A 12268-nucleotide genomic window follows, 5' to 3' on the forward strand; every position below is an offset into this window, starting at 1 on the left:
TGACAAGCATGTCATTTTTGACATTGCTGTCAACAACCATCTGGAGGCGGGCTTGGCTGGCGTCAGGCAGTTTGACGAGGACACCTTGCTGGAAGACGCGCTGGCGCTGTTCTGGAGCCAGGGCGTCGCAGCGACTTCGATGGTAGATCTGGCCAACGCCACAGGCGTGCAGCGCGGATCGCTCTACAATGCCTATGGCGACCGGGAGGCGATCTTTCTTCGCGCCTACGACCGCTATGCGGCGCGCTTCCTGGACAGCGCCAGGGCGTGCCTGGCGGGCGATGACGCAAGCCGGATGCTGCGCCGCCTGTTCAACGCGGTGACCGCCAGCATGCTTGCCGGAAGCCCGGCGCGCGGCTGCCTGACTACCCGGACGGCTGGCGACGGCAGCCTTGCAAGCCAGCCCATCCGCGCGCGCATCCGCCAGATGCTCAACGACCTCACCGCCATTGTGACGGAGGCGCTGTCGCGGCCTGGCGTTCGCGAGCAACTGACGCTGGAGCCGGCGCAGGCGGCGGAGCTGGTGGTCACCTTCACCCGCGGCCTGGCGGTGATGGAGCGGGTCTATGGCGACCCGAACGCCCTGCTGCGCAGCGCCGAAAGCCTGATCAGCGTCATCGCGCCAGATGCCAGGCGGCCATGACGGCGCCTGTCACGCCTCCTGCATCTGGCCGAATGACGGCAGACGCTCGCGCAAAAAGCTGACGAATGCGCTCACCGCCGCGTCGTCCTCAAACCGCGCGTCATATTGCAGAACGAAGTAGCGCGTCGTTGGCCGCACGATGGGGTGCGCCACCACGATATGACGCGTGGCGAGGTCCATGGGCAGCAACGCCTCGATGGCCATGGCGCATCCCAGGCCCGCGGCCGCCGCCTCGATGGCCATGCCGATGCTCTCGAAGCCGCCGCCATTCTGGGCGGAGATGGCGCCGAAGCCGGCGTGATCCAGCCAGCGCCGCCAGTCATCCGGCCGCGCCCGGGCGTGCAGCAGCGGCGTGGCGGCGAAATCCACCTCGCCATGCTTCAGCCATTCGGGCGCGCAGACCGGCAGCGTGCGGATGGGCGCCAGCGGCAGGGTGACCAGCCCGGCGCGCGCGGTCGCGTCGGAAACGGCGATCACCGCGTCGAAGCGGCCAGGCAGCAGGTCGAGCGGGTTCAGGCTGGTGTGCAGATCAATTTCGAGATCGGGATGGGCGGCGCGCAGGGCCGGCCACAGCGGCAGCAACATGCGCGAGGCGAAGAAGCCATAGGCGCCGATCGCCAGGCGGCGGAACCGGCGCAGCTTCAGGCCGCCGGCGGCGTCGGCGATGCGGTCCAGCCCCTCGCGTGTGGCCTCCGCCAGGGTTTCGCCTGCCGGCGTCAGCACCAGGCCCGAGGGACGGCGCACGAACAGCGCCGTCGCCATGTGCTCTTCCAGCGCCCGGACGTGACGGCTGACAGCGCCTGGCGTCACGCCCAGTTCGCCGGCGGCGCGGGTCATCGACAGATGCCGCGCCACGGCCTCGAAGGCGCGGATAGCGTGCAGCGGAGGCAATCGTCGCCATGACATGCATTGAGTTTAACTCAATGCCCTGGGCGAACAAGTCGTTTGGCCGCTGCGATGCATCGCCCCTAAGCTGGCTTCATGAACGCGCCCCAATCTCCATACGCCCTGGCCTCGCGAACCGCGAGCGCCCGGCGTTCCGAAGCGCTGGCTCCCACCACGCGCGGTCTCAATTACTTCGATATCGACGGCAGCCTGCGCGCGCTGGCGCCGTTGTATATGGAGGACAAGCTGCTGGCCCACCTGACGCCGCACCTGTCGGCGCTGGGCGAACTGGCGGGCGAACGGCTGTACGGGCTGTCAGAAACAGCCGAACGCCGCCAGCCGGTGCTGCACCCGCGCGACGCCAGGGGGCGGGACGAGGAGTGGCTGGAGTTCCACCCCGCCTACCATGAGATGGAGCAGATCGCCTTCGGGCAGTTCGGCATCCACGCCATGACCCATCGCGGCGGCGTCATGGGCTGGCCGGAGCGCATGCCCGCCATCGCCAAATATGTCTTTCACTACCTCTTCTCCCAGGCCGAATTCGGTCTGCTTTGCCCGGTCAATCTCACCGACAGCTCATCCGAACTGGTGCGCCGCTTCGCCAGCGACGAACTGAAGGCGCGCTACCTGGATCGCATGTGGAGCCAGGACATGGGCGAGTTGCTTCGCTGCGCCCAGTTCATGACGGAAAAGGCTGGCGGCTCCGACGTCGGCGCCGGCGACCTCGCCGCCGTGCGCGATGGCGACCACTGGCGGCTGTGGGGCGAGAAATGGTTCTGCTCCAATGTTGACGCCGAGCTGGCGGTTCTGCTGGCGCGCCCGGAAGGCGCCGGCAGCGGCGGGCGCGGGCTCGGCCTGTTCCTCATGCCGAAAACCCTGCCGGATGGCTCGCGCAACGACTATCGGGTTGTGCGGCTGAAGGACAAGCTCGGCAGCCGCACCATGGCCAGCGGCGAAATCGTGTTTGAGGGCGCTGTCGCCTATCAGCTGGGCGAACTTGACCAGGGCCTGAAGCAGATGCTGGTCATGGTCAATTCCAGCCGGGTTTCCCATTTGGCCCGCGCCGCCGGCATGATGCGCCGCTGCCTCAACGAGGCGTTCCAGGCCGCCCGCCACCGCAACGCCTTCGGCAAGGCGGTGATCGACCACCCGCTGATGCGCCGCCAGATGCTCAAGCTGATGGTTCCGACGGAACAGGCTCTCTCCGCCCTGCTCTACGCCGCCACCGCGCCGGAAACAGCGCTGCGGCTGCTGACCCCGGTCGCCAAATATCGCGCCTGCCGCGACAATGTCACGGTGGCCACGGGCGCCATGGAGGCGCGCGGCGGCAACGGCTATATTGAGGACTGGCCCAACGCCCGCCTGGTGCGCGACGCCCACCTCGGCCTGATCTGGGAAGGCACCAGCAATATCAACGCCCTTGATGCGGTGCAGCGCGCCGTCGGGAAGGTGGCGGCGCATGGGGCGCTGCGCGATGATCTGAACGCCAGGCTGGAGCAGACGCCCGGTCTGCCCGGCCAGTTCCGCACCCGGCTCGACGGCGCGGTCGGCGAAGCCTTCCGCTTCGCGGAGGAAGTCGCCCGGCATCCGGAAAACGAACGGTTCTGCCGCGTCGCCGCCGGCAAGCTGTACCACGCGACCACCGCCGCCCTGATGGCCAGCGAAGGCCTGGCGGTCGCGGCGGCCGGCGGCGACGCGCGGCGGCTGCTGCTGGCCCGCTTCGTGCTGGAACACCGCCTCCACCGCTCTGATCCAGCCTCGCTCGACGCCCTGCGCTGGGAGGATGAGGCCATCGACCTGCTGCTCAACGACGCCCCGGTTTCGCTGGCCCAGGCAACCTCGCTGCTGGTAGCCTGAGGCCTGCCCCAGACGCCGGCGCGCCCGCCTCACCGGCGTCTGGTCAGATCTGAATGGCGCATGGCATACCTTGCTGGACGGGCGTTCCGGCAGCGCTGCGCCTTGCAGGCCGTCGTGCGTCAGGCTCATCGTTCCATGCGCTTGGTTCCTGGTTCCAAGTTCCTGGTTCCAGGTCCCTGGCATGACGACGCCCACACAAGAATAACTGAACAGGAAGAAACGACGTGAGCCACGGATCCGACACCGTCAATTACAGCGTCAGCAACGGCGTGGCGCGCATTGCCCTTGCCCGCCCGCCGGTCAACGCCTTGAACATCCCGTTGCTCAAAAGCCTGATTGGCGCCCTGCAGCGCGCCTCGGCCGATCCGGCGGTGCGGGTGGTGCTGTTGGCCAGCGACGTGCCGGGGCGCTTTTCGGCCGGGCTCGATCTGCCGCTGATGCTCACGGCCTCGCCCGAGGCGGTGCGCGAGACCCTGCAAGACCTCTACATCAATCTCTATGACGCCCAGCACAATCTGGGCAAACCTTCGGTCGCCGTCGTCAACGGCACGGCGCGCGGCGGCGGCATGACCCTGGCCATCTCCTGCGACATCATCATCGCCGCCGATAACGCCACCCTCGGCTATCCGGAAATCGACCTCGGCCTGCCGCCGGCGATCCATTTCGCCCATTTGCCGCGCATCATCGGACGGCACCGGGCGTTCGAACTTCTGTTCACCGGCCGCTCCTTCACGCCCCAGGAAGGCCGCGAACTGGGCCTTGTCAGCCGCATCGTTCCCGCTGGCGAGCTGGACGCGGCGGCGCGCCTGCTGGCTGAGGAACTGGCGGGCAAGCCGGCGCGCGGCGTCGCCATGGCCCGGGCGGCGTTCATGCGCCAGAACGACCTCGACTACCGCCGCAGCATCGCCGTGGCGGTGGAGGATTTCTGCAACGCTTTCGCCACCCCGGAAGCGCGGACGGAGCTGGAGGCGTTCGCCCGGCGCAAGGGCAAGCTGCCGGTCGCCTGAACCGGAAGGTTCAGCGCCTTTCAGACGATGGCTTGCCAGCCGCCCGGGCGTCAAGCTCCCGGATGGCGGCGCGGGCCTCCTCGCCCTCGGGAATAGGCTGGCCGCCGTCGCGCCAGGCGATAGCGTCCTTGAAGCCGTGCTGCTGGGCGTAGCGGCGGAACCACAGGCCTTCCGGATTGTGGCGGGTGATGCCGTCGAACAGGGTGGCCATCATCTGGCTCTGCTCCAGGCCCATGTTCAGCATCACCTGATTGACCACCATTTTGTGCATGGCCAGATGGCTTTTCGGCACGCCGGCGATGCGGGCGGCCAGTTTCAGCGTCGCCGCTTCCAGCTCTGCCGCCGGAACCGCGATGTTGGCGAGGCCCCATTCGGCGGCGGTGGCGCCGGAAATGATATCGCCGGTGAACATCAACTGCTTGGCGCGGGTCGGGCCGAGACGGTAGGTCCACATCGCCGTTGTCGGGCAACCCCAAACCCGCGTCGGCATATAGCCAATGCGGGCGTCATCGGCCGCCACCAGCAGATCGCATGACAAGGCGATATCCGTGCCGCCGGCCACCGCAGCGCCATGCACCTTGGCGATGGTCGGCTTGGAGCAGCGCCACAGGCTCATGAAGTCCTCGGTGTTCCGCTTCATGTAGGCGTAGTCCACCATGGGATCCCACGGGTGGCTTTCCTGCTGGCACGGATGCTCGATCATCTGCTCGGCCGAGTTGGCGAGATCGTAGCCGCCGCAAAATCCCTTGCCGGCGCCCTCAACGATGATGACGTGGGTCTGCGGGTCGGCTTCCGCCCAGGCCACCGCCGCGCGAATTTCGCCGGGCATGGCGTCGCTGATGGCGTTCATCCGCTGTGGCCGGTTGAGCAGCAGGCGGGCGATGCGCGGATTTTGCGGGTCGTGATCTATGCGCAGGGTTGAGAATTCCGGCATCTGACTGTCCTCCCGGTAGCCGTTTTTTTTCTGGATGCGTGTTCGCTTCAGCGCGGCGGCGCCTGTCCGCGACGGCTTCCCCTGACCTGTCGGGCCAGGGCGCGCTTGCTGAACCGCGAACATTGGCTGAAGCGTCGCTTGCGCGAATGCCCGGGACAGGCCCGGGCATTCCACCGGGGGCGTGATCAGCCCTGGCCGGCAACGCGGAGGCGTGGGCGGCGCGTGGTGGCGGCGCTCTGGCCCCCGCCTTGTCGATGGCCCTGGTCGCGCCCCGCTCCGCTTACAGGGACGGGTGGCGCGCCAGGATGTTTCTGACGTCGACGCTGGCCGGAATGGCCCCGAAGGTGCGGCCGCTGGCGCCGTTGATGCGGGTGGTGACGAAGGCATCCGACACGGCGGGCGGCGCGTGCTGCAGCAGCACCGCGCCCTGGAGCATGAGCGCCATGCGCTCGGCGTTCATGCGGGCGTCGCGCTCCTGCGCGCCGGCGCGCAGCCGGTCAACCAGCTCCGCGCTGGCGCGGTCGAAGTCGGCGTTGAGCCCCCTGGCCCGGTCCAGTTCGGCGGCGAAGGCGTCGAGCGCCTCCGGCTCGCGCGCCAGGGTGCGCATGACGTCGAGGGCAATGACGTTGCCCGAGCCTTCCCAGATGGCGTTGAGCGGCGCCTCGCGATAAAGGCGCGGCATCATGCCTTCCTCCACGTAGCCGGCGCCGCCGTGGCACTCCATGCATTCGTAAACGAAATTGGCGTTGCGCTTGGTCAGCCAGTACTTGCCGACGGCAACAGCGAGACGGGCGAAGGCCTTTTCCTGCCCATCCGTCGCGTCGAAGGCGCGGGCGACGCGCATGGTCAGGGCCACCGCCGCCTCATATTCCAGCGCCAGATCGGCGAGCACGCCCTCCATCACCGGCTGGTCCGCAAGGGTCTTCTGGAACGCGCGGCGGTTGCGGGTGTGATGCAGCGCCTGGGCCAGCGCCATGCGCATGATGCCCAGCGTGCCAGCCATGGTGTCGAGGCGGGTGTGATGCACCATGTCGATGATGACGTTGACGCCCCGACCCTCCTCGCCGAGGAGTTCGGCGTAGGCGTCATGATACTCAATCTCGCTCGACGCGTTGGACTTGTTGCCGAGCTTGTCCTTCAGGCGCATCACCTGCATCGTGTTGCGCTCGCCGTCCGGCTTGATGCGCGGAACCAGGAAGCACGACAGGCCGCGATCCGTATAGGCCAGGGTGAGGAAGGCGTCGCACATGGGCGCCGAGCAGAACCATTTGTGGCCGACCAGGCGGAAAGTGCGGCGCGCCTCGTCAAGCGGCCAGGCGCGGGTGGAATTGGCGCGCACGTCGCTGCCGCCCTGTTTCTCGGTCATCGCCATGCCGATGGTGACGCCGGCCTTTTGCTGGAACGGACGCAGCTTGGCGTCGTAGGTTCCGCCGATCAGCCGGTCGAGCCATGGCTGCGCCACATCCGGCGTCGTCCGCAGGGCCGGAACGGCAGCGTAGGTCATCCCCACCGGGCACAGCACGCCAGCCTCTGCCTGGGTGAACACGGCGATCATGGCGGCGTGCGCCACATGGCCGCCCCGCCCCACAGGACCGCCGTCCGCCTCCTGCCGCCAGGGCAGATCGTGCAGGCCATGCTTCATCGCCAGCGCGATCAGCTCGTGATAGGCGGGGTGAAACCGCGCCTCGTCGATGCGCCGGCCGTAACGGTCGAACTGCGTCAGCTCCGGCGGAAACCGGTTGGCCAGGGCGCCCAGCTCCAGCACCCGCTCCGAACCCACGTCGGCGCCAAGCGCAAGCAGCGGCTTTTCCGCCCACTCTCCGGCTTCCCGGGCGACGGCCTCGCGCAGCGGCGTGTCGATCGCATAAAGGTTGACGTCGACGAATTCCGGCGGCTGGTTGGCGACGTCATGCGTGGCGAGACTGGTGCGGGGCGCGTAGACGGACATGGGGTTCCTCCAGGGCAAATAGCGCGGATCAGGCAGAGTGGATCTGTGGGCCGGCCAGATGTCGTTTCGAGAAAGTTGCTAAATTTGTCTGATACTGTCAACAACCGCAACAAAGAGAAAATCTCCGCCCGCGCCCTGGTGCTCGACCTGTTCACCACGGGCGTGCGCAACACCCTGTCCTCCAACGACATTCGCAAGATCGGCCATGCCTTCGGCCTCAGCGATCTGGCGCTGCGCACGGCGCTGACGCGGCTGCGGGCCGAGGGCAAGCTGAGCACGGCCGGCCGCGGAATTTATGCCGCGGGCGCCATGGAGGACCCGGTGCGCGAACGGGCGGCGGTGTGGCGCGCCCATCCGCAGCGGCGCATCGTCTGGGACGGCAGCTGGATCTGCGCCGCCATCAAGCCGGGCAGCCTGCCGCGCACCCGCTGGCGCCGCACGCAATGGGCGCTGGAGTTCAGTGGCTTCCGTCAGGATGAAACCGGATTGTGGGTGCGGCCCAACAATCTGCGCGGCGGCGCCGGGCAGATGGCGGGCGATCTCGTCGCGCTCGGCGCCGCCGACGCCATGCTGGCGGCGCGGCTGGATCATGTCGCCCCCGCCCATGCCCGGCGCTTCAGCGCCCTGTGGGACCGCGACGGCCTCGCCCGCTCGCATGAGGACGCCATCCAGATGCTGGAGGATTCGCTGCGGCGCATGGGCGTTGGCGACGCCGTGGCCGTCGAGACCCTGCTGACCGGACGCGAAGCGATCAGGCGAATTCTGCGCGATCCGCTGCTGCCGGCGGAAATCGCCGAAACCGCCACCCTCGACCGGCTGGTCGCCTGCATGGATGCCTATGACGCCTTTGGACGTCAGGCGTGGACGGATTTCATGGACCGGCTTTAGAGCGTTTTTGACCAGACGGCGCCGTCTGGCCGACCAGAGTTCGCGCAACATAAAACCTCCGGGGCTGGCTGCGGACGAAATCCAGACATCGGCCAGCTGTTGCTTTGCCGGCCAGGCGCCGTCCACCGGACTTGTCCGCCCGCCGCTGCCTGAACACCCGCCGCCCTGGCTCCTCGCGCCCTGGCTCTTGCGCCCTGGTCCTTGCGCCCTGGTCCTTGCGCGTCTTGACTCCTGGCCGCGCCGGGACGAAGGACGGGACGTCTCATCCCTTTTCACGCGTTTCCATGATCCGGTCTGGACGGGAGCGCTGCGTTTTTTTCCAGGTTCAGAAGCTGCGGATACGATGTCAGAAACAGAAAACCAGTCTCCGGAGACGGCGCCAGAAGCCTATTTCATCCAGCAGGGCGATCTGTTCGTTCCCACCAAACGGAGCCTTGGATACTGGCTGGACAACACCCTCACCGGCCCCGCCGTGGCCAGCCTGCTGGCCTGCTGCCTGGAGCGGGAATTTGGTGGCCCCGACTACATCGTGACGCGGTTTTGCGTTGACCTGCTCGGCATGATCCGGGCGGAGCCGTTCAGCGTGGAAACCCGGATGCTGCGCAGCGGCAAGCGGCTGCAACTGGCCGAAGCCTCGATCAGCGCCGGCGGCCAGTTGCTGGCCCGGGCAAGCGCCCAGTTTATCCGCCGGACCGAAAACCCCGACAACCCGACCTGGCAGACGCCGGACTGGCGCTCCCCCCTGCCAGACGAGTTGCCCCCCGCGAAGGGCTATGGCCTCGCCGCGGTCAAGCCGGTTGCGGCCGAATATGCCCGCATCGCGCGCATCGCGCCGGAAGCCACGGACAGCGGCCGCAGCAACGCTCCGGTGCTTGGCCCCATGGCTCCCGTCGCCTGCCGCCAGGCCTGGTTCCGTCCCCAGCGTCTGGCCATTGATGGCGTGCCGCTGACGCCGTTCATGCGCGCGGCGATGATGGGCGACATGACCAGCCCGATGACCCACAGCAGCGAATTCGGCATTGATTTCATCAACACCGATTTCACCCTGTACCTGCACCGTGAGCCCGTGGGCGAATGGATCGGCATGGAGCTGGTCAGCCACAACGCCAGCGACGGCGTCGGCATCGGCGGCTGCTGGATGCACGACGCGCAGGGCGTCCTCGGCACGGTGAACCTGTCGGCCATCGCCCAGATCCGCCGCAAGAACGCCGCGTGAGGCGGCCGGACACAGGGACAGGGAAACCAGGGCAGAGAGCCCGGATCAGGGACTGGCCCGTCATCCAGGCTCGCCACAGCCATTCGGTATGAACGGTTCCGGCGCTATGCCATCGCGCCGGCGCCGCCCTTCATCTTCACCGGAATTTTCAGGTAGCGCACGCCATTGGCCTCGGCCGGCGGAAACCGGCCGGCGCGGATATTGGTCTGGATCGACGGCAACAGCAGGCGCGGCGCCGACAGCGTGGCGTCGCGGGCATTGCGCATGGCGACGAAATCCGCCTCCGCCACGCCGTCCTTCACATGCACATTGCCGGCGCGCTGCGCCCCGACGGTCGTTTCCCAGGCGTAGGCGTCCCGGCCTGGCGCCTTGTAGTCGTGGCACATGAACAGGCGCGTTTCCGGCGGCAGCGCCAGCAGACGCCGGATCGACCGGTAAAGCTGGCGGGCGTCGCCGCCAGGAAAATCGGCCCGCGCCGTGCCGTAGTCCGGCATGAACAGGGTGTCGCCGACGAAAACCGCATCGCCGATGCGCCATGATACGTCGGCGGGCGTGTGGCCAGGCGTGTGCAGGGTCTCCACCTCCAGTTCGCCGATGCGAAACCGCTCGCCATCCTGGAACAGATGGTCGAAGTCGCGCCCGTCGGCATGCAGGTCTTCCGCGTTGAATACCGGCCGGAAAATCCGCTGAACCTCCCGGATGTGCTCGCCGATGCCAATGCTGGCGCCTGTCCTGGCCTTGATCCATGGCGCGCCGGAAAGGTGATCCGCGTGGGCATGCGTCTCCAGGGCCCATGCAATCCGGTAACCGGCGTCGGAGGCCGCCGCCAGAATGGCTTCGACAGAGCGCGTATCAACCTCACCGGACGGATGGTCGTAGTCCAGCACCGGGTCGATGACGGCGGCGACTTTCGTCACCGGATCAGCCACCAGATAGCTGACAGTGTTGGTGGCTTCATCAAAGAACGCCTGGATGATGGGTTGGGCGGACATGCAGGCCCCTTTCTGGATGGCTGTTGCCGAAAGCGATATTGACAATATATGAGCAATAACTAAATAAGCAATATCTTAATTAAAGACCCTCAATTGAACCCAGTGAGGCCCCCATGTCCGCCACCGTTGCAACCCTGCCCGCCATTGCGCCCGAACGCGCCCACCGCCTGATTCAGGACGGCGCCGTTCTCGTCGACATCCGCGAAGCGGATGAATACGCCCGCGAGCACATTCCCGGCGCCCGGTCCCGCCCCCTGTCGCTGGCCGCATCGCCCCTGAGCGCGCCCGACGGCGCCGCGATCATTTTTCACTGCCGTAGCGGCATGCGCACAGCCAGCGCCGTGGACCGGCTGGCCAACGGGATTCTGCCCGGCCGGCAGGGCTATGTGCTTGAGGGCGGCCTCGACGCCTGGAAAAAGGCCGGCCTGCCGGTCGCGGCGGACCGCAGCCAGCCGCTGGAGATGCAGCGTCAGGTGCAGATCGGCGCGGGCTCCCTGGCGCTTGCCGGCGTGTTGCTCGGCTTTCTGGTTTCGCCGGGGTTCTTTCTCATATCCGGCTTTGTCGGCGCTGGCCTGATCATGGCTGGAGTGACGGGCTTTTGCGGCATGGCCAGGCTGCTGAAGCACGCGCCGTGGAACCGCGCGGCGGCGCCTGCCTCCTGCTGCGCTTCCCCGAAAAACTGATGTCGCAGGCTGGGGGACCAGGCCATGACGCTGACCCTGCTTGAAGGGATTCTGGGCGTGGGCGCCGGCGCGCTCGTCGGCTTTACGCTTGGGCTTGTTGGCGGCGGCGGATCAATCCTGGCGACGCCGCTGCTGGTGTATCTGGTTGGCGTCGCCAATCCGCATGTCGCCATCGGCACGAGCGCTGTCGTGGTCGCCGCCAACGCCTTCGTCAACCTGCTCAATCACGCGCGGGCCGGAAATGTGAAATGGCGTTGCGCCGCCGTTTTTTCGGCGGCTGGCACCGCCGGCGCTGCGGCGGGCGCTGCCCTCGGCAAATCGATTGGCGGCGCCAGCCTGCTGGGTTTGTTCGCCGCGCTGATGCTGGCGGTGGGCGTCATGATGCTGCGCGGCCGCGCCGACGGCGGCGAGCCCACGGTGCGCCTCAACCGGAACAATTTTCCGAAACTGGTTGCGACGGGCGCCGGAGCCGGAGCGCTATCCGGATTCTTCGGCATTGGCGGCGGCTTCCTGATTGCGCCAGGCCTGGTGGCGGCGACCGGCATGCCGCTGGTCTTCGCCATCGGCTCCTCGCTGGTGGCGGTGACGGCCTTCGGCCTCACCACGGCCATCAGCTACGCCGCCTCCGGCCTGGTGGACTGGCGACTCGCCGCCCTGTTCATTGGCGGCGGCGTGCTTGGCGGCTTGCCCGGGGCCTGGGCGGCGCGGCGGCTTGCCGCCTCGCGCGGCGCCCTGAACCGGCTGTTCGCCCTTATCATTATTGCCGTGGCCACGTTCATGCTGGCGCGGGCGTCCGGGCTGCATTAGGTAAGGAGCCGGACAGGTCGCCGAAGCGCCGGCAGCCATTTCTGGACATGCTTCAGGGAAGAGCGAACGCACATGTCGCATCCGCAGATGGCGCTTGACGCCTTTGAACGACAGGCTACGGACGTGGCCAATGTTCTGCGGGCGCTCGCCAATGAGCGCCGGCTGATGATTCTGTGCAAGCTGGTGGAATGGGGCGAAGCCAACGTCACCACCCTGGCGGAGGCGGTTGGCCTGTCGCAGTCGGCGCTGTCGCAGCATCTTGCCCGCATGCGCGACGAGGGCATTGTCGCCACCCGCCGCGAAAGCCAGACAATCTGGTACCGCATCGCCGATCACCGTATCGAGCGGCTGTTCAACACCCTGTACGAGCTGTATTGCGCTGCTCCGGACGAAACGACTGACGACTGA

The 12268-nt window shown here is 67.5% G+C and carries 12 protein-coding genes; 8 read left to right on the forward strand and 4 right to left on the reverse strand.

Annotation, left to right across the window (positions count from 1 at the left end; genetic code table 11):
• Positions 1 to 52 precede the first annotated feature (52 nt).
• Positions 53 to 643, forward strand: coding sequence for a TetR/AcrR family transcriptional regulator (locus ACERNI_RS02000; RefSeq protein WP_448831583.1), 591 nt, complete (start codon positions 53 to 55; stop codon positions 641 to 643).
• Positions 644 to 652: 9 nt separating this feature from the next.
• Here the strand turns inward: ACERNI_RS02000 and ACERNI_RS02005 are convergent, their stop codons facing one another.
• The gene (locus ACERNI_RS02005) at positions 653 to 1534 is read right to left on the reverse strand and encodes a LysR substrate-binding domain-containing protein (protein WP_448831584.1); all 882 of its coding nucleotides are present in this window, start codon (positions 1532 to 1534) and stop codon (positions 653 to 655) included.
• 90 nt (positions 1535 to 1624) lie between these two features.
• Between ACERNI_RS02005 and ACERNI_RS02010 the strand changes: the two genes are divergently transcribed.
• Positions 1625 to 3385, forward strand: a complete 1761-nt coding sequence (locus ACERNI_RS02010; RefSeq protein WP_448831585.1) for an acyl-CoA dehydrogenase family protein — start codon at positions 1625 to 1627, stop codon at positions 3383 to 3385.
• A gap of 224 nt (positions 3386 to 3609) precedes the next feature.
• Positions 3610 to 4392, forward strand: a complete 783-nt coding sequence (locus ACERNI_RS02015; protein ID WP_448831586.1) for an enoyl-CoA hydratase/isomerase family protein — start codon at positions 3610 to 3612, stop codon at positions 4390 to 4392.
• Positions 4393 to 4402: 10 nt separating this feature from the next.
• Here ACERNI_RS02015 and ACERNI_RS02020 read toward each other — a convergent pair whose 3' ends face one another.
• Positions 4403 to 5326, reverse strand: a complete 924-nt coding sequence (locus ACERNI_RS02020) for a crotonase/enoyl-CoA hydratase family protein (RefSeq protein ID WP_448831587.1) — start codon at positions 5324 to 5326, stop codon at positions 4403 to 4405.
• A 280-nt stretch (positions 5327 to 5606) separates the two neighbouring features.
• Complete coding sequence (locus ACERNI_RS02025) at positions 5607 to 7274, reverse strand: acyl-CoA dehydrogenase family protein (RefSeq protein WP_448831588.1); 1668 nt, start codon at positions 7272 to 7274, stop codon at positions 5607 to 5609.
• Positions 7275 to 7358: 84 nt separating this feature from the next.
• Here ACERNI_RS02025 and ACERNI_RS02030 point away from each other — a divergent pair, with 84 nt between their 5' ends.
• Positions 7359 to 8162 carry a hypothetical protein gene (locus ACERNI_RS02030; RefSeq protein ID WP_448831589.1) on the forward strand — a complete coding sequence of 268 codons (804 nt, stop codon included), beginning with the start codon at positions 7359 to 7361 and terminating at the stop codon, positions 8160 to 8162.
• A gap of 343 nt (positions 8163 to 8505) precedes the next feature.
• On the forward strand, positions 8506 to 9378 hold the full coding sequence (locus ACERNI_RS02035; RefSeq protein ID WP_448831590.1) for a thioesterase family protein: 873 nt from the start codon (positions 8506 to 8508) through the stop codon (positions 9376 to 9378).
• A 104-nt stretch (positions 9379 to 9482) separates the two neighbouring features.
• Here ACERNI_RS02035 and ACERNI_RS02040 read toward each other — a convergent pair whose 3' ends face one another.
• Complete coding sequence (locus tag ACERNI_RS02040) at positions 9483 to 10370, reverse strand: MBL fold metallo-hydrolase (protein WP_448831591.1); 888 nt, start codon at positions 10368 to 10370, stop codon at positions 9483 to 9485.
• 113 nt (positions 10371 to 10483) lie between these two features.
• Between ACERNI_RS02040 and ACERNI_RS02045 the strand changes: the two genes are divergently transcribed.
• The 3 genes from ACERNI_RS02045 to ACERNI_RS02055 all read left to right on the forward strand — a co-directional run bounded on the left by ACERNI_RS02045 (position 10484) and on the right by ACERNI_RS02055 (position 12268).
• Positions 10484 to 11053, forward strand: coding sequence for a rhodanese family protein (locus tag ACERNI_RS02045; RefSeq protein WP_448831592.1), 570 nt, complete (start codon positions 10484 to 10486; stop codon positions 11051 to 11053).
• A gap of 24 nt (positions 11054 to 11077) precedes the next feature.
• Entirely contained in the window at positions 11078 to 11860 is a 783-nt protein-coding gene (locus ACERNI_RS02050) for a sulfite exporter TauE/SafE family protein (protein ID WP_448831593.1), read from the forward strand.
• Positions 11861 to 11932: 72 nt separating this feature from the next.
• On the forward strand, positions 11933 to 12268 hold the full coding sequence (locus tag ACERNI_RS02055; protein WP_448831594.1) for an ArsR/SmtB family transcription factor: 336 nt from the start codon (positions 11933 to 11935) through the stop codon (positions 12266 to 12268).

Source organism: Camelimonas sp. ID_303_24, from assembly GCF_053543495.1.

Excerpts from the sequence above, each read along its gene's own strand:
- ACERNI_RS02010 (WP_448831585.1), top strand. The coding sequence starts at position 1,625 with ATGAACGCGCCCCAATCTCCATACGCCCTGGCCTCGCGAACCGCGAGC.
- ACERNI_RS02020 (WP_448831587.1), bottom strand. The coding sequence starts at position 5,326 with ATGCCGGAATTCTCAACCCTGCGCATAGATCACGACCCGCAAAATCCG.
- ACERNI_RS02025 (WP_448831588.1), bottom strand. The coding sequence starts at position 7,274 with ATGTCCGTCTACGCGCCCCGCACCAGTCTCGCCACGCATGACGTCGCC.
- ACERNI_RS02035 (WP_448831590.1), top strand. The coding sequence starts at position 8,506 with ATGTCAGAAACAGAAAACCAGTCTCCGGAGACGGCGCCAGAAGCCTAT.
- ACERNI_RS02040 (WP_448831591.1), bottom strand. The coding sequence starts at position 10,370 with ATGTCCGCCCAACCCATCATCCAGGCGTTCTTTGATGAAGCCACCAAC.
- ACERNI_RS02045 (WP_448831592.1), top strand. The coding sequence starts at position 10,484 with ATGTCCGCCACCGTTGCAACCCTGCCCGCCATTGCGCCCGAACGCGCC.
- ACERNI_RS02050 (WP_448831593.1), top strand. The coding sequence starts at position 11,078 with ATGACGCTGACCCTGCTTGAAGGGATTCTGGGCGTGGGCGCCGGCGCG.
- ACERNI_RS02055 (WP_448831594.1), top strand. The coding sequence starts at position 11,933 with ATGTCGCATCCGCAGATGGCGCTTGACGCCTTTGAACGACAGGCTACG.